Raw genomic sequence first — 23,407 nt, 5'->3', positions numbered from 1 at the left:
CACTTTTCAGGCGAAACTTACTTCAACGTAAATCTAAACATGAGTCCGCCGGTAAAATATTTCATTTTTTGCAATTCTACCTGCGCATGCAAATGGTTGAAAAGCAAATAGGTGGCACCCAACGCAAAATCTTTCGAATCATATTCCGCTATCACCCTCAAATCCGGTGCGAAACTGGGATTGTAAGTGATACCCGCTGCTATTCCGTTCAGTTTGTACTCCTTTCTCTGATTATATAAATAAGAGAGGTGTACTCCGATTTCTTCTGTTCCTATCGGCAGGTGCTTGGTTGCAGCTATATAGAAACGGCTGAAATATCCGTTTCCGCTTGATGAACCAACTACCCCGCCTCCGGAAGAAGTAAACGGGTCTGATGTTCCCAGAACCACAGCCGGCATATACTTCCAGAATTGCCCTTCTTTCAAAGCTCGCAGTCGGACAGAGAAATATCTGTCCTGATTCGTAAAACCTGAGTAACCGTAAGGCTTCAAGCCCAGTGCTTCCGCTTTAAAAAGTGTGCATGTGTACGCCACTTCCAACCAGGGGAAAAAGGTCACATTCAGGTAATAGTTGTACGTATGATAGTACCACGTAGGAGGAGTTATCTCCTTATTCATAAAGTTGGCACCCAGCATTATTGTTTTATCTTTCTGCATTTCTGCCGAAGGGGCATGCAACAAACCTGTAGTACCGTAAGTTAATTGAGCCGAAAGTACAAGTGTACTACAAAGTAACAAACAACTAACTATAAAACGCTTTATCATTTCACTATTGCTTTCTTATACTTTCGGTTCAATATAATATACTGTTTTAATAATCAGAGTTATTCTGCTTCAACGATACCACCACCAGAATTCTGATTATCACCATGACCATGACCGTGAGAGTGAGAATGTTCAATAGAGTACAACTCACCACCTTCAAAATATGAAGGAACAGCTTGTTTCAATATATTATTTGCTTTGTATACACTCTTAAGTTCTTCAGAAGAAGTCTCAACGCCACCAACAGTAATAGCAGTTAAAGTACGAACAACCTTATTATAAGGATGGAAAATAGTCATAGTCTTCATTAAATGCAAAGCCGGAATTTTCAAACCATCTTCACCCTTTTTTATAATAGTTTCCTCTTTGATATCAGAGATACCTACAGTCATTTTAGCCTTAACAGCGATATATAAAGGACTAATATCCTTCAAACCGATACTAGCCAATTTAGCTTCATAATCGCCACCTTCAACAGTCATACCTGTATAATTCAGATATTCAACATCCATATAATGTGGTTTCGTATCATCATTACACCAATCAACTGTTTTCACAACTTTAGTTGACCAGTTCTCATCCAAGTTAGACTCTGGAGTTACTTCAACTTTAAATTCAATAGGTGCCTCTTGTTCGCTATCACTACCTTCTACGCTACCATCAGGAGCGACTACTATAGTAAATTTCTTTTCAAAAGAAATTTTAATATCATTTATGTCTACAATTTCAAATGTGAATGTTGCAACCTTAGTTTCAGAAACCGCTTTTGTTTCTGCAGCTTCTACCGCAAATTCCGTTGCTTCAACTTCAAAATTGTAAACCCAACCTTGACCAATACCTAATACAACACCATTCTTATTTTTCAGTTTAATGGATTTTGCCTCATAAGGCTTATTATCGATAGTCAAATCACCATATATCTTAACTTTACCAATCACCTGTTTAGTCAAAGTAACATTAAGAATTTTTTCTTTATCAGTTCTTGTCTTCGGTAATTCCATTGTTATATATTTAGTGACATAACCTTCTTTGGCAATGGTTACTAAGTAAGTAGCACCACCTGCATAAGGAGATGTAACCGCATCACCAGAAAGAGTTGTAACCTTCCAATCAGCTGCATCCAAAGCACCGAGTTCTGTATCAACAACCTTCAAAGTATACTTACCTTCATATTTGGGTTGCATAGCAACTAAAGTAGTATACACAGCAGATTGTCCCGCATTCACCTTCTTAACATCTACCACAACGTCTGTATCCTCATAACCATTTGCTTTTACTTTCAAGCTATAAGACTTAGCATCTTTCACTTCAACAGAGAAGCCACCATTAGAAACTGTTGCAGTTGCATCACCTGACACAGATGCTGTCGCAATTGGTTCCAAGGTCTCAGCATCTAAAACATTACCTGAAATTGTATAAACTGGATCAGGAAGAATAACTTCTCCTGCAGGACCGTTCACATCTAAACCGTCATCCTTGTAACATCCGGTTAAAAGAGCCCCAGATAAGGCCACTACGGCTAATGCTAATTTAGCATTGTAGCCGTTAAAGAAACTTTTCTTTTTCATCTCAATAAAATTAAAAATTTAGTAATTCTGATTTAATAAAATATGGATTAAAACTATTATTACTCATTATGTTCTCGCTTGCGTTAGCCCGGAATCCCTTATAATAATAGCGTTCATTGCCTGCATTATAAGCTATCCCCATATTCTTTGAGGGCGTCACCCGCGGTATATATCCTTTTCTCTTATATTTATAAGGTGGGAGCGCTATTTGAAATCTAAAACCGCCATTTGACTTTGCCCCTTGCGCTTTCATTGCATAAAAGCCAATCGAGCAATAGCGGAAGTGGCGAATCAAATCGAATCTTACGCCTTTTTCACCCAATAGATATTGTTCCCCTTTCAAACTTGCCTGAACATTGTATTCGGGCCAATAAAAATTAGCTCCTAAACTCCACGTCAAGCGTGTCTTTGTTCCATAGTAAAATTCAAATCCATCCCATTCATACGCAGCGGTTAATCCTATGCGTCCTTCAAACGAAAAACGCTCGTCGGCTTTTAGCACATGAAACAATTTCAAATCCGCCCCGTAACGACCAGCATTAAAAGTACCCACAGTTCCTGTAAACCACGTATTATAAGGTAAGCGAACTGTTTGTTGCAATGTTAGAAATCCCGGATGCGTTTTACCAGCTAAGGTTCCATACCCGTCATTATAAACAGGAACAACAACCTGCGCCGTCAACTTCATCCCTTTCCAAAATGAAACCTCAACTGCCGGTGACAAATTAAACAGCACCTGATAAATCTGCGTTATTATTAGATTCTTCAATGAAACTTCCGGATATACCACCACATCTACCTTAAACAAAGAGCTATTCTTCCTCCCTATTTTCCGTGCTTCCTTCCACGTTCCACCCAAATCATAACTAACGTTCCAGTCCCGACGACTCGCTTCAGGAACGCTATCACCGATTATCGGTTTATAGTAGAGAGAAATCTGAGGTACATTATTGTCCAAAACAATTACTCGACATGGCTTTTTATCCGGAAACTGAGAGAGGTATTGACAAGAATGTATTCATTTGATTAATGCTTGATAATCAGTCAATAGCATACTGTTTGCGAAAAGTAAAATATTGAGATATTTATCGTTTTTCATGTTATGCAAAGCTTTATTGTTACCTGTTTGTTTCCCTACTCATTTGGTGTGTTTAATAATTATTTAATTATATATTTGTCAAAAAGAATCATTAAAGAGATTTCTGATGTCAATAATTGATATTTCCTAATTCAATTCTAATATTGCCACATAAACAATTTCATTACCAACCGGAAATTACTTGATTTCTTTATAACAAAAAAGGTGTCTAGCAATAGCTAGACACCTTTTCTCTTTTATAGAATTTCTATTATAAGAAATCTTATTTTATTCCAGAATTACCACTCGGTTCAAATAGTTCTTGCCGAACATGTTAGCAGTACCACCGAATCCAACGAGTTCGAGCTGATCCTTATCAACGCCTTCCTTAATCAATGCGTCGTAAACAGCCTGAGCACGTTTTTCAGACAACTTCTGGTTCCAGGAAGCGCTACCCGTAGCCTTATCAGCATAACCGGCAACTTTGTACTTCTTATCCGGGTTAGCCTTCAGAATCTTAGCAGCCAACTGGATGTTAACCATGCCGTAATCATCGATGCGAGCGCTACCAATCTTGAAGAAGATGGCACGAGGACCGGCAACTTCGATCTCCTTCACTACTTCCTTAGTTACAGGCTTAGAGTTAGCCATGGCATTTTTAGCACTTGCCAGGTCAGCCTGAGCCTGTGCCAGTTCGCTTCTGTATTTATTGATTTCGTTATTGATGGCATTCTGATCAACTTTTGCACCACAAGATATAAAGTTCTTACCGCCAAAAGTATAAGTAACACCTGCAGTCAGAGATACTGCACCATCCGTGTAGGCGCTGCTCTTATTCCCAAACATAGAAGGAGACACTTCACCTCTTGCCTCAATGTTGATATCCAAATACTTGCTCACATTGAACTGTCCCATCAAACCTACAGAACCGTTAATCAAAGCATTTAATTTATCTTGCTCACCATAAGCCTTTGCAAAAGTCAATCCGGGACCTGCGAACACAGATAAAGTAAATAAGCGCTCCGGATTATATCCGCAAACAGAGTTAGACAGGTTATACATAGCATCTGCACGCAGAGTGAAATACTTCTTGTTCTTAACCTCAGCATAAGTGCCTTTTATTTGTCCGCGCTCTGTATACAGTGTCGACCATAATCCGGCAACTTGTCCGCGAACTCCCCAGATAGGATTGAACAGTTTACCCACTGATACGTGGATCAATGGCGTGATGGCATGTCCAAAGCCATAATCAAAGTTATCAGGATTAACACATGCCTGAGCTCCTACACCAGCGCTTATAAAGATATTATCTTTAAATTTTTCGCTGTAGTATTTCTCTTTAGTCTGTGCAGTAGCTGTAAGAGCTAATCCCGCCAACATGATAGATACTATACCAAATTTACATTTCATTGTTTTTTCTATTTTAAAATGATTAACTCTATGCTTTTTCTGCCAGTTTCTTTATTTCAACCGGAACTGGAAACACAATCCACCCGTGAAATATTTCATCTTTTGCAGTTCCACCTGTATATGCAGATGTTTTAAAAGCAAGTAAGTGGCTCCCAGTGCAAAATCTTTTGAATCATACTCTGCAATCATTCTTAATTCAGGCGCAAAAGTTGGATTATAACTAATACCTGCCGCTATTCCATTCAGCTTGTACTCTTTTCTTTTATTATATAAATAAGAAAAGTGTACCCCTATTTCTTCTTTTCCTATAGAGATATGCTTGGTGGCCGCTGCATAGAAACGACTATAATATCCGTTTCCTTCTGTAGAACCAATCGAGCCTCCTCCGGATGAAGTAAATGGATCTGATGTTCCGAAAACAACAGCTGGCATATACCTCCAAAATTGTCCTTCTTTCAAAGCCCGTAACCGGATAGAAAAATATCTATCCTGATTCGTGAATCCTGAATAGCCATAAGGCTTTAACCCTAAAGCTTCTGCCTTAAACAGGGTGCAAGTATAAGCAACTTCCATCCACGGCAAAATGGTAACATTCAAAAAATAATTGTACGTATGGTAATACCACGTAGGAGGAGTTATCTCCTTATTCATAAAGTTCCCTCCCAGCATCACTGTTTTGTCCTTTTGCATCTCTGCCGAAGGAGCATGCAGCAAACCGGTAGTTCCATAAGTCAATTGAGCCGAAAGCATGGATGATACACTGATAAGCAGTGTCGCAATAAACATTCGCTTTATTCTCATTATGTATAATCTCATGCTTTAGGTTCAATTGCATTATTTAAAAACAGGCCTATTCAAAATCGATAATACCACCACCTGCGTTCAAATCTTCACCATTGCCATGTCCATGAGTGTGACCAATAGCATAATTTGCAGTCAGAGTTGTAGAGATAATCTTTTTAACTACCACTGTTACGTCTGTAGTTTTTTTGTTCTTATCAATTACATGAACAGTATATGATCTTCTTACTTGTTTTCTGACCATACTGAAGTTATCAATTTGCTTGTATGCAGGAACTGATATATCTACAGACAGAGCAGTTTTTGAGTAGCTGTTCTTCGGTGCAATATTAGCATTGTCTTTTAGAATCATATTTTTCAGTAACATTGTTACGTAAGATTTCGTTTCTGCATTCATACCAGACAAGGCAGTTTCAACAGCCAAAGCAGGAGTGTTTCCATCATAAGCGGTTCCACCCATGTAGTTTCCTTTTACAGTAACTACAGCGGCTGCAGAGCCTGTATAGCAAGGTTTATTGATGATTTCGGCATCCAACTTAACGCTGTCTACTGGAACGATGGCTGACTCAAAACCGAAACGGAACTTGGAGAAGTGATTGATTTTACCAACGAAAGTACCTGAAGTCATATCGTATTCAGCATAATTATTAGCATCAGCTGACCATACACCGGTTTTTTCATTTTGATAAAGAACACCTAATACATAGTCAGGCTCTACAGTAACAGTAATCGGAGCCTGGAACTTAACTTCCAGCGGTTGAGAGAACACAGTACCGCTGGGTTGTCCTTCGTAAGTACGTACAGCAGCAGTTGCCTTTTCAGTTTGTATATCACGAGTTAGTTTGATTGCTTGAGCTTGGCCACCTACATAATAAACTTGTGTGTTAGCAGGCAATGTGATCTGGTCGGCAACAGTTTTAGTCTCTTGAGTTGTTTCACCTGTTGTTTCATCAATAACAGCTTCTGTAGATACAAGTTCTACTACGAGAGCCTCTTCTACTTTTACCACTGGAATATCAATTTTAGTAATATCCTCAATACCTAATTCTTCGGCAACTTTCTCGATGTCTGCTTTAACTTCAGGTTCTTTAATATCTTCAACTTTCGTTGGCTCTGCTTTATCTACAGGCACTTCGATAGTTTGTTCACCACCCTTACTCGGATCTTCATCAGGGATATCACTGCTTTCAGCTTTCAATACAACTTCAATGGAAGTCACAGAAGTAGCACCGGTCTCAACCAGTTTCACAACTGTGGCTTTTGCTTGTGCAACATAACCAGCTTTTGAAACTGTAATAATAGCCAATGTTGTAGGAGTGATATGTTCAGCTGCTACTTCTATATTGAAATAACCACGATTGTCAGTAGTAAGATCAGCTTTGAATTCACCAACTTCAACTTTTACAGTAGCGTCGGGCACAGCAGCATCTTTTTCATTGGTAACGAAGCCGCACACATAGTATTTAGACACCTTTGCAGTTTCTTCCTTTTGCATCAATACGGCAACTGTAGAGGTTACAATTTGGTCGCCTTCACCTTCTTCAGCAGCAACAGGAGCTACAGCGATGGTAGCGTAAGCGTTTTTGTAACCTTCAGCTTTAAGAACAGCATAGTAAGTGCCCGGCTGTACCCCTTCTACTGTGAATGTGTTATTAACAACTGCAATTGTACATCCAGGTATAACTACTGACGACAATTTTACAGCAGCGCTACTTTCATCTGTTGCAGTACCTTTTATGGTATATTTTACAGTTTTGTATGTCGGAGTATCATATCCCGGATACATAGCTGCATTTACTGTGTAGACAGCAGTTTTGCCATTTTCAATCTTTTCTACATACACAGAAGTTGTGACAGTCTTGTAATCATCTTTAGTAACAGTCAGAACATTCAACCCTTCTGTTGCATCTAAAGCATAAGTTCCATCGGTAGCAGTTGTAGCACCATTAACCTTGGCACCAGACAACGGTTCTCCGGTAGAAGCATTAGAAACGACACCTGTAATTTTGTATACCGGTTTCACTGCACTCGGTGCCTCTGTCGTTAATTCTTCTTTTTCGTAGCAGCTGGCGAACATGCCGCAGATTGCTACTAACATTAACGCTAACTTCACGTTAATACCAAACAAACTTTTCTTTTTCATCTCAATAAAATTAAAATTAATAAACTAATAATTCTGATTTAATAAAATATGGGTTAAAACTATTTGATTGCATTATATTGTCACCGGGTGATGAGCGATAGTTCTTGTAATAATATTGCTCGTTTCCTGCATTATACGCCAGCCCCATGTTTCTGGAGGGGGTAAACCGAGGAATATATCCTCTTCTTCTATATTTATAAGGTGGCAAGGCAATCTGAAAACGAAAGCCACCATTGGACTTTGCTCCTTGCGCTTTCATTGCATAAAAACCTATTGAAGCATAGCGGAAATGCCGGATAATATCTATCCGCACCCCTTTTTCACCCAATAAATACTGTTCAAGTTTCATAGTCGTTTCTACATTATATTGTGGCCAATAGAAATAACCTCCAACTGACCATGTCATTTTTTTCTGTGTTCCAAAGTGGCAAGTAAATCCATCCCAGTATGCCGCTCCTGTATATCCAACACGTCCTTCGATTCCAAATCTATTATCACGGATGAAACGATGGCTAATTTTCATATCTACCCCATAACGTTCGCTACTGAAATGCCCTACTGTAAGTGTTCCCCAGATATTATAGGGTAGTCTTACCGTTTGTGACACGCCAATAAAACCAGGATGTATTTTATTATACATATCTGGATATCCGTCATTATAAATAGGTACTTCCAGTTGTGCTGTCAGTCTCATTCCTTTCCAGAAAGAAACTTCTATTGCCGGTGCCAGATTGAACAGAACTTGATATATCTGCGTAATTACTAAGTTCTTTAATGACAATTCCGGATATATTACCACGTCCACTTTGAACAAAGAACTATTCTTTTTTTTTACTTTACCAGCCTTTTTCCAGTTACTGCCCAAACTATAGCTTACATCCCAATCCCGTCGAGCTACCCCTGGTACACTGTCGCCTATAATTGGTTTATAAAATAATGAAATTTGGGGTACGTTATTATCCAGAACAACAATCCGACATGGCTTTTTATCCGGAAATCAGGATAAAGAAATCTTAGATAAATTAAACATACAATTAGCTAGTATTTAGCGAATTGCATAATACTAAACAATATCATTACTTTCCTTTATTGTTTCTTTTTTAGACATTAATATTATATATTTGTTGCTGGTTTGTTACTATTTATACATCATTGGAGCAAATGAACCTTCCTTTTATTTTTCTAGTATTCAATAAATTAAATTCAAATAGAAGTAGCAGAACAGAATAAAACTCAAATGCGAAATCATTTGGAACCGGTTTTTGTTACCATGTTGTTACCGTACAAATAAATGTGTATATTATTTTTAATAAACAGGAGATTCTAAACAGAGATATGAAAGAAGAACTAAGAATAAAAGAGCCAATAAAGCTAAGAGTCAAACATCTGGCTAATGGCAATAAGTCGATATATCTTGATATGTATATGAATGGGAAACGAAAATACGAGTTTCTGAAATTATATATTATACCTGAATATAATAAGTCAGACAGGGTGCGTAATAGTGAAACGCTAAAATTGGCAAATGCCATTAAGGCTCAAAGAATTATTGAATTACAAAATCAGAGCCACGGTTTTAAGATCAATAAGACATCTCACATTAAACTAACCGACTATATACAAAGTGTAGCTGAAAAGAAGTCGGAGAATGAAGTTCGCAAAACGGTACTACACGCCGTAGTCTATCATCTTAGACGTTACAACCCTAATGATATCCAATTAAGCAGGATAGATAAAGATTATATTTTGGGATTTCTGGATTACCTAAAGACAGCAAAACAAACTCATACCAAGAAAGAGAAATTGCTGCATGTCAATACCCAGGTCTATTATTACAAAATGCTGAGGTATTGCCTGAATTATGCAGTATCAGAAGAACTGATATCAGCTAATCCTATGAATAAAATAAAAAATGAAGAAAAGCCACATAAACACCGTACGGAAAGAGAATATCTCACTATTGACGAATTGCGAAAGCTGGCTCAAACCCCTTTTTATAATGGTTTACTAAAGAAAGCTTTTCTCTTCAGTTGTTTTTGCGGGTTGAGGCATTCCGATATCATAGCGCTTACGTGGGGAGACATAGAAATGGATGATGATGGCAATTCCCGGTTGTATATCATACAAAAGAAAACCAAGGAAGCCATTTCTTTGCCTTTAAGTCAGGAAGCGATAAAACAGTTACCGAAGCGAGAAGATGCTAAGGAGGACGATATAATATTCAAAAAGTTAATAACATTGGGAAGAACTAATGAAATTTTACCTAAATGGGCTGAACAGGCCGGGATTAAGAAACATATCACATTTCATACTGCCAGACATACCCACGCAACTATGTTGTTAACTTTAGGCGTCGATCTGTATACTGTCTCCAAACTGCTTGGACATACCAACATACAGACTACACAGATTTATGCCAAACTTGTTGATGAGAGTAAGAAAAAGGCAATTGACCTCATACCCAATATAACATAATTGTGAACTCAGGGATTCAATAATAAGTTGGCTCAAGTTACTCTCACTACCCTCACTTTAAGTACGAATCGTTGATAGCTAATATATTAAGTGTGGGTGAGAGTAAAATCCGGGAGTGAGAGTAAGTGGGCTACTCTCACTCTGTCTCGTCCTTTCTCACGCCCTAACTCATTCTATTACATTATATTAACTTGCATTTAACGAGTATATCGAACAAGTCTGTAATCCTATATTTTTCAGCTTTTTTCCCCGCATAAACGGTGAATATGCCCGTCGCAGCCGATTTATCACGCTGCATACCCTTTGCAAGTGCTTTTTGTCACCGTATGGCGCTTTACAAACAAGTCGCGTTATTCAACACTGTCCGGGCTGACAAGTTCCCGGCATCGGCTATCCCTACTCGGAAATTGTGATGATGCGATAAAGCGAGAGATTTCATTTCTTTCTGAAAATATAGTCTCTATTGTTGTTCTTCTTTTACATCTTATTTTGTTTACTATCCGCCGTTTGCATCGGATAACTTTAGCATCACTGTTCTTGATACGTACAGATTGCCTGTTTGATGCTCTGGTTTCTCCATTTGGAATTGTGAGTTTCATGCCGTGAAACTCCCGGTTTCAATAGGTGAAACTAACGGTTTCATGCCTTGAAACTATCGGTTTCACGGTATGAAACAAAATGGTATCACCCCATGGTGAGTAATTTTATTCATGACTTTACCTTGCTCTCACTGCGTTCCCTGCTTAGGATTTATAATCCAATTGAGCAAGAAACAAGAAATAACTGATATTATCCTAATTTCCCTCCTTCTGGGAGGCTGCGACATACACTTAATAGCCTGCATTTCGCTACTCTTTAGTTCTTTCTTTTCATCATCACAACTGTCGGGTCAAAACAACGGATTCTCAGCTAACTAAAAGTACAGAATGTCAAAATGATTACCAACTTGTTTTTTTGAAGCTCTGCATATTGAAAGCTAGACCTCCCGAACCTAAAAAAACATATCGTATGTTTATAGAAGAGGTTATAAATTATCATTATACACACGTAGAACAAGCTTGCGGAACTCTTAAATAAATAATAATTCGTTTTTTACGAAAGGTATATATAATCAAAATTACGTTTGAGGGTATATTTTTCATATAAATGTCGTATTTATTAGTCATTTATTAACCTCTTTATCACGCATTATAAGCTCATAGACAAAGAATATTAGCTTTATGAGAACAATTATGCAGAAAAAGCTACATTATTTTATTTTTTCATGTAAAATTCTTTGGTATTATTAAAAATGTGTCTATTTTTGCACCATATTTTATGTCGTAAAGATATGAAAATTGAATAAATAAAATGAGGTATAGAAACTCTAACATGAGAAAGTGTCTAGCTACTAAAACAATAGCACGATGTGCGGCGCTCTTTTTATTCTGTTTGCTTCCTTTAAAAGGAATTTGCCAAACAGGAGAAAGTACGGTGAACACTTTAGTAGAAATGGGATTTGAAAATGTAGGGTGGACAGAAGATGGCAAAGAACGTGTATACGTCTTGCAAAATTCTGCGTATCGTCTGAATGGAGTCGGCATTGGCAAAGCGGTAGACATTATTCAAAAAATGGGTTTACCGGATAAAAAGCCATGTAGAATAATTGTTCTAGATAATAATATACCTCAAATTTCTCTTTACTATAAACCGATAATCGGTGACAGCGTCCCTGAAGCAAGTCGTGCGGATTGGGACGTTAGTTACAATTTAGGTGACTCATGGAAACTGGTTCGGAAAGAAAAGAGAAAAAATAGTTCTTTGTTTAAGGTGGATGTAGTTGTGTATCCGGAAGTTTCATTAAAGAATCTGGTGATTACGCAGGTATACCAAGTGCTTTTTAACTTGTCACCGGCAGTTGAGGTTTCATTCTGGAAGGGAATGAAGTTGACCGCACAGGTTATTTTTCCGGTTTATAATGACGGGTATGGTGATTCAGCTGATAAAGTACGTCCTGGATTTCTGACATTGCAACAAACTGTTCGTTTACCTTATAATACATGGCTTACAGGAACTGTCGGAACATTTAATGCAAGCCGGTATGGAGGTGATTTGAAATTGCTTCATGTGTTAAAAGCCGATGAACGTTTTTCGTTTGAAGGACGCATTGGATTGACCGCTGCGTATGAATGGGATGGATTTGAATTTTACTATGGAACAAAGACACGCTTGACATGGAGTTTAGGAGCTAATTTTTATTGGCCCGAATATAATGTTCAGGCAAGTTTGAAAGGGGAACAATATCTATTGGGTGAAAAAGGCGTAAGATTCGATTTGATTCGCCACTTCCGCTATTGCTCGATTGGCTTTTATGCAATGAAAGCGCAAGGGGCAAAATCAAATGGCGGTTTTAGATTTCAAATAGCGCTCCCACCTTATAAATATAAGAGAAAAGGATATATACCGCGGGTGACGCCCTCAAAGAACATGGGGATAGCTTATAATGCAGGCAATGAACGCTATTATTATAAGGGATTCCGGGCTAACGCAAGCGAGAACATAATGAGTAATAATAGTTTTAATCCATATTTTATTAAATCAGAATTACTAAATTTTTAATTTTATTGAGATGAAAAAGAAAAGTTTCTTTAACGGCTACAATGCTAAATTAGCATTAGCCGTAGTGGCCTTAACAGGGTCATTACTCACTGGATGTTACAAAGATGAAGGATTGGATATCATCGATCCCGATCAGAGTGTAACATTGCCAGCTGCCCAGTACACAATTACAGGTACAATTTACAGTGCTGAAGGTACTATCTTGACTGCCGCAACAGTTGAATCAGATAAAGGTACTGTTACTCAAAGCAGCGGTTCTTTCACTATTTCAGGTTTGTCAGCCGGTGCTGTAAAGGTTACAGCTAAATGTACAGGTTTCGACAACCAAGAAACTACTGTGAACATTGCTGAATTGAAACCGGGACAAGCTGCCGTTTATCCTGTTAATTTCGTGTTAGGCAAAACAGCTACAACCAAAGAAGTTGAATTGAGATATAACCTCAAAGTAACAGTTTTGGATGAAGACATGAATGAAATCAACGATGCTGACGTAACTGTATATGGTAAAGGTACCGAAGAAGTAGATTATGAAACTACTCCTCTGACTGCCGGTGCATATAAGATTAAAGCAAGCAAAGACGGATTTGTATCTACTATCCAATACATCTCTTTACCGAATGCTAAGAAAGAAGTAGCTATTGACTTCGCAGACGCATTTGCTACTGAAGATTACACTACAGAAATCGTTCTGGTTAAAACTGCTACAGGAACAGTAGTTCTTGCAGGTGACTTGAAGTTTGGTAACAGATGGATGTTGGCAAAAGTTGTACGTTTGTACAATGACAAGGGTACTCAATTCTACGGTGAAGGTAACTCCAACACTTATGCGTATAAGTTTAATGTTCCTGAAACTGAATTCGTAGAAGAGACTACAACCAAAGCTATTTCTTCTAAATTCTTTACAGCTACTTTCAAGATTGTTGATGAGAATGGTATTGAAATGACTTTAGTTCAGAAGATTGCTAAACCTACAGCTAGCACAGAACCGGGTGGAGAAGAACCGAATGTTGAAGTGAAGATTGATTTCTCATTCAATGTTGAAGTTACAAGAACTAATGCCGCTCCTACTCTTGTACCGACAGTAGATACTTTCGATCCTATGATTGTAAATGGAACTGATAGAGTTAAGCAATATACTTATGACATTCCAGTATTAGTAGGTATGAAGACTATTGACATACAGGGAGGTAACCTTGGCAGCGAAACTGCATTAGGTGTAGCAGTTGCTCAAGCTATGAAGGCAGCTACTGATACAATCGTTGCTGATGGATACAAAAACGAACTTATAGAAAAGGGATACAAATTCGAATTAGCACCTTATACTGCTGTTAAGAGTATCACTTCTAAACAAGAATTCGTTGATTTCACTATAGGAGTAACAAAGGTAACTTCTACTACTATTATTACTTCAGGAGATGAAGAACCGGTTGAAACAACAACAGATGTAAACATGGATCTGTCTGGAGTATATGCTAAATACCAAGCTGCAGGTACAGCTACCGTTAACTATGACGATATGGAAATCATTAAGGTTTCTCACGATCATGGTCATGACCACGGTCATGGTACAGGCAACGCTGGTGGTGGTATCATCGAAGCTGAATAATTCTGATTGTTAAGAACAATAGATCATAATTGACCCGAAAGTATAAAGTGTATAGAGAAAGGCAGATGCAGATGAAGCGAATAATAGTTACGTACTTGTTTTTATGCTGTGCGTTTGTACTTTCGGCTCAATTAACTTACGGTACTACAGGTTTGTTGCATGCCCCTTCGGCAGAAATGCAGAAAGATAAAACAATAATGCTGGGTGCCAACTTTATGAACAAGGAGATAACTCCTCCTACGTGGTACTATCATACGTACAACTATTACCTGAATGTGACCTTTTTCCCTTGGTTGGAAGTGGCATACACATGCACACTTTTCAAAGCGGAAGCATTGGGCTTGAAGCCTTACGGTTACTCGGGTTTTACGAATCAGGACAGATATTTCTCTGTCCGACTGCGAGCTTTGAAAGAAGGGCAATTCTGGAAGTATATGCCGGCTGTGGTTCTGGGAACATCAGACCCGTTTACTTCTTCCGGAGGTGGCGTAATTGGTTCATCAAGCGGAAACGGATATTTCAGCCGTTTCTATATAGCTGCAACCAAGCACCTGCCGATAGGAACAGAAGAAATCGGAGTACACCTCTCTTATTTATATAATCAGAGAAAGGAGTACAAACTGAACGGAATAGCGGCGGGTATCACTTACAATCCCAGTTTCGCACCGGATTTGAGGGTGATAGCGGAATATGATTCGAAAGATTTTGCGTTGGGTGCCACCTATTTGTTGTTCAACCATTTGCATTTACAGGTGGAATTACAACGAATGCAATATTTCACTGGTGGATTGATGTTCAGGTTCAACCTGAAATAAGAGAAATGGTGAAGAATGAATAAGTAATAAAGAGTTAAATCTATTAAAAACTAAAAAACAATGAAAAGTAAATTAGTAATATTATCTTTACTGTTGTCAGGGGCAACCATTGCCAATGCACAGACTAAAGAAAAGTACTACAGTGAAAGCTGGAAGGACAATTTCTTTATCAGTGTAGGCGTGGGTGGACAAGTTGTGACCAACCCCAGCAACTTTGATTATGGATTCGGTGAATCCATAACACCTCTGGTGAATATATCACTGGGAAAATTCTTCAGCCCGGTATGGGGTATCCGTGGTCAGGTTGCCGGATGGTCTGGTAAACTTCATACTCAATACCCTTTTGAAAACGTAGGCAAAGACGAGAATTGGTATAACTATAAGAAGAAGTTCGTTGCATTGAATGCTGATGCAATGTTGAACCTGACTAACCTCTTCTGCGGTTACAAAGAAGGCCGTAAGTTTGAGTTTATGTTCTTTGTAGGTCCTACATTGAATATCTCAAATTCTTATAGTACTTGGAATCTTGCAACAAAGACCACTGAGGTTACTAACGCTGATGGTTCTTTGACTTATAAGCAAGAACTGGATCCTTCTAAGAGTTATCCTAAAGATGATAAGGTACGTCTGTTGGTTGGCGCAAGCTTAGGTTTGGGTGCTAAATACAACATTGACCAGAAATGGGCTATCGACCTCGAAGCTCGTGGTACAGTATCTCCTTCTGTTTTCGGTTCTGTAAGCGATGCTAAAACTGAAGGTATTGTAGGCTTAACTGTAGGTGCAACCTATACTTTCGGTGGCAAGAAGTTCGTAGCTTGTGGCGCGAAAGTTGATCAGAATGCTATCAACAACGAAATCAATAAGTACAGAAGCGAATTGGCACAAGCTCAGGCTGACCTGGCTAACGCTAAGAACGCTTTGGCTAACGCTAAGCCTGTAACTAAGGAAGTAGTGAAGGAAATTGAAGTTGCCGGTCCTCGTGCCATCTTCTTCAAGATTGGTAGCGCTCGCATCGATGATTACGGTATGGTTAACATCCAGTTGGCTGCTAAGATTCTGAAGGCTAACCCGGATAAGAAGTACAAAGTTGCCGGTTATGCTGACAAGGCTACGGGTAGCGCTTCCTGGAACCAGAAGTTGTCTGAAAAACGTGCTCAGGCTGTTTACGACGCATTGATTAAGGAAGGCGTTGATAAGGATCAGCTCGAACTCGTTGGATTCGGTGGTACTGCTAACATGTTCGGTAAGAACTATTTGAACCGAGTAGTAATTCTGGAATAAGATATAGGGACAAAGAGTTGTAAACTCTAATCGAAGAGAGGGCGGCTAACTGATGTTAGCCGCCCTCTTCATTTTATACTGAAATAATATTTTAATATACCAGTTTCACATTATCGATCCAGAGTGAATTACCGGGAGAACCTATGTATGCTCCTCCATGGCTGGAAGTAAACTGCAATAATAAATGTGTAGGAGCATCTTCTTCTGTTCCCCATGCTACTTCTTTGACCGGAACACTTTCACCTTTACTGTTAATAGCGTAACGTTCTTCTACCTGCAAACGCATCATGTGGGGCTTATAAGCAGGATCACCGGTGATATCTCCATACATGATTGAATAAGTAGCATTATTATGCCAATCAGTGGTATTATAGTAACGAACCACCATAGTCCCTACCCGCTTAGCAAAAATATTGCCATCCTTGTCTTCCCAACGCTTCTGCAAAAACAAATTCACCTCCGGGAAGTCTTTACCTTCTACGTCCGTTATCCGGCTAAAACCGGTAGCACGAATCCGCTTTTCCCTATCAGACATATTAACTTTATAGTCAAACTGCACAGCGATAGGTTTCTTGGTAAAGGGAATACCGGAATTCAGCATCTTTTGCGGATTCTTTGTGCCCTTAATCGGCTCATGCACTTCCCCCAAAAACATAGAACCTGCGGCAAGTACTGTGATATCAACAATACCCAATACTTTTACGCTTTCCATACGGGTATCCATACGGGCACAGTAGCCATCGCCACGCTTCTCGGGAAACACTGAAGTATTGGTTTTAGTAATACCCGCCACGCGCGCCATCACATTCGAAGTAGCCCATGGCGAACCACCCATGTTCTTATAGGCCTTATTCTCACGAATAGTCGCAGTCGGTCCAATAGCATATACATTCTTCAACGCACCACCGATAATGCCCGACTCTTTAATCTGACGGTCTATCCATTGATCCATGTCTCCGAACGGAATCACTTCCACAGTATGCTGTTGCTGCTGTGCAAGTGCCGTTCCGCAACATAAAAAAGCGGATAGCAAGCCGTACATACAAATTTTCTTCTGCATCATCTCATTAGCTTTTTTTTAATTAAAGTTCATATTTCCACTGCTCCAATGCAAAGTTCCAGTTATCCTGAACCAATTGCACGGTGCGATCATCATATTTATATTTATTCTTCTTATATCCCTTCTTTCCACCTACATACTTTTCTATATCATTGCGTGCTTCAGCAAATCCGGGAATAGACAAGCCACGATAAATCTGCTCAGTCATCCCCATAGCATCCGCTTCGAAGTCTTCGAACTTTACTTCCATCAGATTACCGGCAGGAATACAAGATTTATCAGCCTCGTATTTATGATACAGTTTGGCATAAATAGAAAGAATATTCTTTTCAATTTCGTCATTACTGATATCCTGCAACTTCAACGGCTGGATTGTATTCGTGAAGAAACTTCGGGTACTCTCGAACACCGTATAAGGATTACGCATCAGATAGATAAATTTAGCATTAGGGAACATTTTGACCAGTTCCTTCACACGTCCCGTATGGGGTGGATTCTTACTCAAGAACTGTGTTCCGTTAGTATTCCACAATGATATCTTAATCAGCTTGATAAACACTTCTTCAAAAACCTTCAGTTCCTTTTCCGTTATATCATCGAACAGCAAATATTTATCTGCATATTCCTGCTGATACTTTGGGAGGAACCAAAAGTTATAATAGGTATAAGGCATCATATTGGCAAGTGCAAACTCTTCTTCCTGTGGCAGATCTACAGCAAGTTCCATGTTATCTGTAGGACGCTTATCAGGCATCAGCCAGCTCATGTTCTTCTTGAAGAAAGGCTGTCCCCACATCATCAGATGCGGAAATACAGTTTGGTAAGTAGTATTATAGCCAAAATGCTTGTCACATGAGAAAACATTATGCACAAAGGTCGTCCCGCTGCGCCAATGGCCAAGAATGAATACCGGATCATGCTCTAACGGTTGGGATGCCAACCGTTTCTCATAACGTCCGTTCTGCAAAGGAGCCAGTGTAGAAAGTAGACGACATACCGCCTTAGTCAAACGGTATTTGCCTTTGTATGCCGCATCAATTTCCCGCCCTTTCGTAATAGCATTAAATGTTTTCCAATCGGCTCCCACCAAAGTATTTATAGGGAGTTTGTTAAATTCCAGTAAACCCATAATTATGGTACATTATTTGATTATTTTCACTTCAATACCTTGGCGCTTCAAATCTTTCACCGCTTTTTCTATAGCTTCATAGTGTTCGGGAGCAATTTCTAACTTCGGTAAGTTCAAAACCGGAAGATCTTCAGAAAGATGCATATCCTTATCCTCTACCCTATCGATAATCATACCGACAGCACTGGTATTATTGGTAATCGGATCAATCAGAATGAATGCACCTGTTGCCTTATTTTTTTGATAAGGATCAAAGAATAATTCCTTGGCAGTAGTAAGAACAACACGAGCTATCTGATTTAACTGCATAGGCAGATCATCAGGCGTCAATCGTCCATTATCAACGGACAACTGATCCATCGTATTAACATCTACTTTATATTTAATGTTACTGATACGTGAACGACTCAAATTAGTAGTCTGCTTGATGAAGAAGGATTTATTGAGATCCATCGGCTCTTCATCCATCCACACCAGCATGGCCTCAAAATTGCGATCTACAACCGGTAAATTATCAGGATGTACCAACATCTCTCCTCTCGATACGTCAATCTCATCTTCCAGCGTTAAAGTTACAGATTGAGGCGGAAAAGCATAATCCAGTTCGCCGTCATACGTAACAATGCTCTTGACACGTGATTTTTTGCCGGAAGGTAACGCTATCACTTCATCCCCTTTACGTACTACCCCTGATGCAACTTTACCGCAAAAACCACGGAAATCAAGATTAGGGCGCAATACATACTGTACCGGGAAACGGAAGTCCGACAGGTTATGATCGTTATCAATATGGACAGTCTCCAAGAAATCGAGCAAAGAAATGCCATTGTACCATGGAGTGCGTTCAGACCTCTCCACTACATTATCGCCATCCAAAGCGGAGAGCGGAATACAAGTCACATCAGGAATACCCAATGGTGCAATAAACTGTTTATACTCTTTAACGATTTCATTAAAGCGCTCCTCAGAGAAGCCTACCAAGTCCATTTTATTAACAGCAAGCACCACGTGCTTAATGCCCAGCAAAGACACCAGAAAAGAATGACGACGCGTCTGTGTAATGACACCGGTACGGGCATCTACAAGAATGATAGCCAGATTAGCCGTTGAACCGCCGGTAATCATATTACGCGTATATTGCTCGTGCCCCGGAGTATCAGCAATGATGAATTTACGATTATTAGTAGAGAAATATCGATATGCCACATCAATCGTAATACCTTGTTCACGTTCTGCTTTCAGACCATCCAGCAGCAATGCGTAATCAATGTGATCACCGGCATTTCCCATACGCTTACTATCACGTTCCAATGCATCTAACTGGTCTTCATACAATTTCTTGCTATCAAACAACAAACGCCCAATCAACGTAGATTTTCCATCATCCACCGAACCGGCAGTCAGAAAGCGGAGTAAGTCTTTCTGTTCGTCTTTATCCAGAAACTCCTTGATATTTAGTTTAGAGTTATTCTCCATCACTTTTTACTTTTTAATTGTCACCTTTATCTTCTTAAACCTAAGCATTAAAGTTCTAAAGGTCAGGTTTAAGATTTCAATCCTCAGGTTTTAATTTTTAATTCTTAATTCTTAAAAGTATCCCTCACGCTTTTTCTGCTCCATACTGGCATCCTGATCAAAGTCGATTACACGGGTGGTACGCTCACTCTTGGTGGTAGTCATCATCTCCTCTACAATTGTCTCAATCGTATCCGCATTGCTCTCTACCGCACCGGTCAACGGCCAACAACCCAACGTACGGAAACGTACCATTTTCATCTTTATCTGATCACGATATTTTTCAGGCAGGCGGTCATCATCTGCCATAATCAAATTACCATCAATTTCTACGCACGGACGCTCCTTAGCATAATACAACGGAACAATAGGAATATTTTCCAAACGAATGTATTGCCAGATATCCAGCTCCGTCCAGTTACTCAACGGGAACACACGAATGCTTTCTCCCTTATGCACACGGGCATTGTAGATATCCCACAATTCCGGACGCTGGTTCTTCGGGTCCCATTGGTGGAACTTATCACGAAAAGAAAAAATACGTTCTTTCGCACGTGATTTCTCTTCGTCACGACGAGCACCCCCAAAAGCTGCGTCAAATTTATATTTATCCAAAGCACTCAGAAGAGCCTTAGTTTTCATCAAGTCTGTGTGTACTTTACTTCCATGAGTAAACGGTCCTACACCTGCATGAAAAGCCTCCATATTACTTTCTACTATCAGATTCCAGCCATGTTTTTTGGCATACTCATCGCGGAATTGAATCATTTCCTTAAATTTCCACTTCGAATCGATATGCATCAACGGGAAGGGTACTTTACCCGGATAAAAGGCCTTTTCGGCAAGGCGAACCATTACCGAAGAGTCTTTCCCAATACTATAAAGCATCACCGGATTTTCAAATTCCGCTGCCACTTCACGGATGATATGAATAGACTCTGCTTCGAGTTCTTTCAGATGGCTCAATTTATATTCTTCCATTTTTTATATAATCACTTTTTAATCTGTATTTTCGGTAAAATGAGGTCGAGCAGTTGGTTGACTGACTCTTCCAGACTGAGTTTTGAGGTATCTAACGTCAATGCCGGATGAAGGGGTGCTTCAAACGGAGCGGAAATCCCCGTAAAATTTTTAATCTCTCTCCGGCGTGCCTTTGCGTACAGCCCCTTTACATCCCTACGCTCACACTCAGTCAAAGGGGTACTTACGTACACTTCATAGAAGTCCTCCTGCCCGATGATATTAGCCGCCATTTCTCGGATATCATTGTTAGGACTGATAAAAGCAGCAATAGTTATAATGCCTGAATCAATAAAAAGTTTGGAAACTTCTGCAATACGGCGGATATTTTCTACACGATCAGCTTCAGTAAAGCCCAAATTATTATTGATACCACTACGGATATTATCCCCGTCCAGAATGCGGCAAAGTAAACCTCGCTTATGCAATTCGCGCTCCAGAGCAATAGCTATCGTACTTTTACCGGAACCGCTCAATCCGGTAAACCATATCATCACACTATGCTGACCGAGAAGTTCTTCTTTATCCTCTCTTGACAACATCCTATCAAAAATCGGATATATATTATTGTCTGTCATAATCTAATTATTAAAAGGGCCAAATTAATGGAATAAGGAATATGGATATCAAGAAAGCTATAATATTCAGCGGCAATCCGATACGGACAAAATCAGTGAACTTATAGTTTCCAATACCTTGCACAATCAAATTTGTCTGATAACCGATAGGTGTAGAGAAACTGGCAGAGGCAGCCATACAGATCACTACAAAGAAAGGCATAGGGCTGACACCCATCTGCGAAGAAATGGAGAGCGCCAATGGGAAAGCTAATGCAGCAGCGGCATTATTGGTTATCAATTCGGTAAACAAGTTCGTAATGATAAATACAGCTGCCAGTAACACCTGAGGACCGTAATGTTCAGTCATACCAATGATATAACTTGCCACGACATCTGCCACACCGGAATTAACCATTGCTTTACTGATAGCAAAAGCACACGCAATTGTTATCAGAATATCCCATGAAATGTATTTAGTGTACTTACGGGCCGGAAAAATTTTAGTCCATGCCATAATGATAGTAGTCACAGAAACAAAGAAAAACATATCCAACTTGATATTCGGGAATGCCTCTTTCACAACCGGCAGCTCGCCTACCGTAGCCCCGGTAATCATCAATATCAGTAATAAAAGGGCAAACCAACGTTTCCCCTTTCCGGGAACCGGTTCGTTATCTTTGCCATTGGCCAACAAAACGAACACGGAAGACTCTCCCCAAGTTTGAACAAAAGAATCATCCGCCATCACCACTAATGTATCACCCTCACGCAAAACCTCATTATCCAGATTCGCAGTAATACTTTGTCCGCTCCGCTTTATTTCCTTAACAGCTGCTCCATAGTGACGCTGAAAATTAAACTCTCCCAACTTCTTGTTAATACCAGGAAAACGAGGACCAAGTACAGCCTCAACCCGATGCAAACCAACATCTTCTTCCGGTTCGTCATCTTGCTTCACAGCATCCGTACGCACATCCGGCAAGAGTTTAGAAGAAAATAGAAATAAATAAATAATTCCTGCTATAGCTATGAAAATACCCACTTTGCCTAACTCAAACATAGTAAATCCTTCATAACCTGCCTCTAATATCATGCCGTGTACTACCAGGTTAGTAGAAGTTCCGATAAGAGTACATATACCTCCCAAAATAGTCACATAAGAAAGAGGTATCAAAAACTTGGTAGCAGGCAATTTTACCGACTCTGCCCAACGCTTGATTATCGGAGCAAATATTACAACAACAGGGGTGTTATTAAGAAAAGCAGAAATAAAAGAGATAGTGGGAAGCATGCGAAGTTGGGCTTTAAACACAGTCGTCTTGCCCTGAGGAAGCAACTTTTTGATAACCTGTCCCAATGCTCCGGACTGACGAATACCCTCACTGACCAAAAATAGCATAGCTACGGTAATCATTCCTTTATTACTAAAACCTTCCAGCATCTCTTTGGGTGTCAGGATGCCGGCACATAAGAACAAAACCACAACGGAAAATAGCACCATGCCGGGACGCATTTTATCCAATGCCAATGCCACCACCATGCCCAAAAGTGCCAATAGCACAAATATTATCTCAAATGTCATAC

18 protein-coding genes are annotated in these 23,407 nt (G+C 39.5%); 5 read left to right on the top strand and 13 right to left on the bottom strand.

Translation table 11 applies throughout. The features are described 5' to 3' along the window. Positions 1–17 precede the first annotated feature (17 nt). The 7 genes from K429_RS0107500 to K429_RS0107470 all read right to left on the bottom strand — a co-directional run bounded on the left by K429_RS0107500 (position 18) and on the right by K429_RS0107470 (position 8,569). Positions 18–764 (bottom strand): YjbH domain-containing protein, encoded by a 747-nt coding sequence (locus tag K429_RS0107500; protein ID WP_025726524.1) that lies wholly within the window; start codon positions 762–764, stop codon positions 18–20. 59 nt (positions 765–823) lie between these two features. Continuing rightward, positions 824–2,332 carry a DUF3869 domain-containing protein gene (locus K429_RS0107495; RefSeq protein WP_025726523.1) on the bottom strand — a complete coding sequence of 503 codons (1,509 nt, stop codon included), beginning with the start codon at positions 2,330–2,332 and terminating at the stop codon, positions 824–826. 10 nt (positions 2,333–2,342) lie between these two features. Further along, entirely contained in the window at positions 2,343–3,350 is a 1,008-nt protein-coding gene (locus tag K429_RS0107490; RefSeq protein ID WP_081750840.1) for a hypothetical protein, read from the bottom strand. Between the two features lie 348 nt (positions 3,351–3,698). Beyond that, positions 3,699–4,820, bottom strand: coding sequence for an OmpA family protein (locus K429_RS0107485; RefSeq protein WP_007217773.1), 1,122 nt, complete (start codon positions 4,818–4,820; stop codon positions 3,699–3,701). Positions 4,821–4,871: 51 nt separating this feature from the next. Then, on the bottom strand, positions 4,872–5,621 hold the full coding sequence (locus tag K429_RS0107480) for a YjbH domain-containing protein (RefSeq protein WP_225979663.1): 750 nt from the start codon (positions 5,619–5,621) through the stop codon (positions 4,872–4,874). Between the two features lie 49 nt (positions 5,622–5,670). Next, positions 5,671–7,719, bottom strand: coding sequence for a carboxypeptidase-like regulatory domain-containing protein (locus tag K429_RS0107475; protein WP_231501823.1), 2,049 nt, complete (start codon positions 7,717–7,719; stop codon positions 5,671–5,673). A gap of 61 nt (positions 7,720–7,780) precedes the next feature. Then, positions 7,781–8,569 (bottom strand): hypothetical protein, encoded by a 789-nt coding sequence (locus K429_RS0107470; RefSeq protein WP_225979664.1) that lies wholly within the window; start codon positions 8,567–8,569, stop codon positions 7,781–7,783. Positions 8,570–9,099: 530 nt separating this feature from the next. Here K429_RS0107470 and K429_RS0107465 point away from each other — a divergent pair. The 5 genes from K429_RS0107465 (at position 9,100) to K429_RS0107440 (ending at position 16,539) form a co-directional block, all read left to right on the top strand. Further along, the gene (locus K429_RS0107465; RefSeq protein WP_007217777.1) at positions 9,100–10,239 is read left to right on the top strand and encodes a site-specific integrase; all 1,140 of its coding nucleotides are present in this window, start codon (positions 9,100–9,102) and stop codon (positions 10,237–10,239) included. 1,350 nt (positions 10,240–11,589) lie between these two features. Further along, a complete protein-coding gene (locus tag K429_RS0107455) occupies positions 11,590–12,837 on the top strand; it encodes a hypothetical protein (RefSeq protein WP_025726518.1) in 1,248 nt (415 codons plus the stop codon). Positions 12,838–12,847: 10 nt separating this feature from the next. Further along, complete coding sequence (locus tag K429_RS0107450; RefSeq protein WP_025726517.1) at positions 12,848–14,443, top strand: carboxypeptidase-like regulatory domain-containing protein; 1,596 nt, start codon at positions 12,848–12,850, stop codon at positions 14,441–14,443. A 65-nt stretch (positions 14,444–14,508) separates the two neighbouring features. Then, entirely contained in the window at positions 14,509–15,258 is a 750-nt protein-coding gene (locus K429_RS0107445) for a YjbH domain-containing protein (RefSeq protein WP_025726516.1), read from the top strand. Positions 15,259–15,318: 60 nt separating this feature from the next. Beyond that, entirely contained in the window at positions 15,319–16,539 is a 1,221-nt protein-coding gene (locus K429_RS0107440) for an OmpA family protein (protein ID WP_007217767.1), read from the top strand. A 91-nt stretch (positions 16,540–16,630) separates the two neighbouring features. On the opposite strand, the gene K429_RS0107435 is transcribed toward K429_RS0107440, so the two are convergent. The 6 genes from K429_RS0107435 to K429_RS0107410 form a co-directional block, all read right to left on the bottom strand. After that, positions 16,631–17,602 carry a PCMD domain-containing protein gene (locus K429_RS0107435; protein WP_007217766.1) on the bottom strand — a complete coding sequence of 324 codons (972 nt, stop codon included), beginning with the start codon at positions 17,600–17,602 and terminating at the stop codon, positions 16,631–16,633. Positions 17,603–17,621: 19 nt separating this feature from the next. Further along, complete coding sequence (locus K429_RS0107430) at positions 17,622–18,728, bottom strand: sulfotransferase (protein ID WP_007214381.1); 1,107 nt, start codon at positions 18,726–18,728, stop codon at positions 17,622–17,624. A 12-nt stretch (positions 18,729–18,740) separates the two neighbouring features. Next, a complete protein-coding gene (gene cysN / locus K429_RS0107425; protein ID WP_007214382.1) occupies positions 18,741–20,204 on the bottom strand; it encodes a sulfate adenylyltransferase subunit CysN in 1,464 nt (487 codons plus the stop codon). A gap of 111 nt (positions 20,205–20,315) precedes the next feature. Further along, positions 20,316–21,224 (bottom strand): sulfate adenylyltransferase subunit CysD, encoded by a 909-nt coding sequence (cysD, locus tag K429_RS0107420; protein WP_007214383.1) that lies wholly within the window; start codon positions 21,222–21,224, stop codon positions 20,316–20,318. A gap of 11 nt (positions 21,225–21,235) precedes the next feature. After that, the gene (gene cysC, locus K429_RS0107415) at positions 21,236–21,841 is read right to left on the bottom strand and encodes an adenylyl-sulfate kinase (RefSeq protein ID WP_025726515.1); all 606 of its coding nucleotides are present in this window, start codon (positions 21,839–21,841) and stop codon (positions 21,236–21,238) included. 10 nt (positions 21,842–21,851) lie between these two features. Further along, a complete protein-coding gene (locus K429_RS0107410) occupies positions 21,852–23,405 on the bottom strand; it encodes an SLC13 family permease (protein ID WP_025726514.1) in 1,554 nt (517 codons plus the stop codon). Between the last annotated feature and the right edge of the window lie 2 nt (positions 23,406–23,407).

The sequence above is a fragment of the Bacteroides sp. 14(A) genome (assembly GCF_000526555.1).
Taxonomy (GTDB): domain Bacteria; phylum Bacteroidota; class Bacteroidia; order Bacteroidales; family Bacteroidaceae; genus Bacteroides; species Bacteroides cellulosilyticus.
Note: the sequence above shows the minus strand (reverse complement) of the source record. Positions and strands in the feature narration are given on the sequence as shown.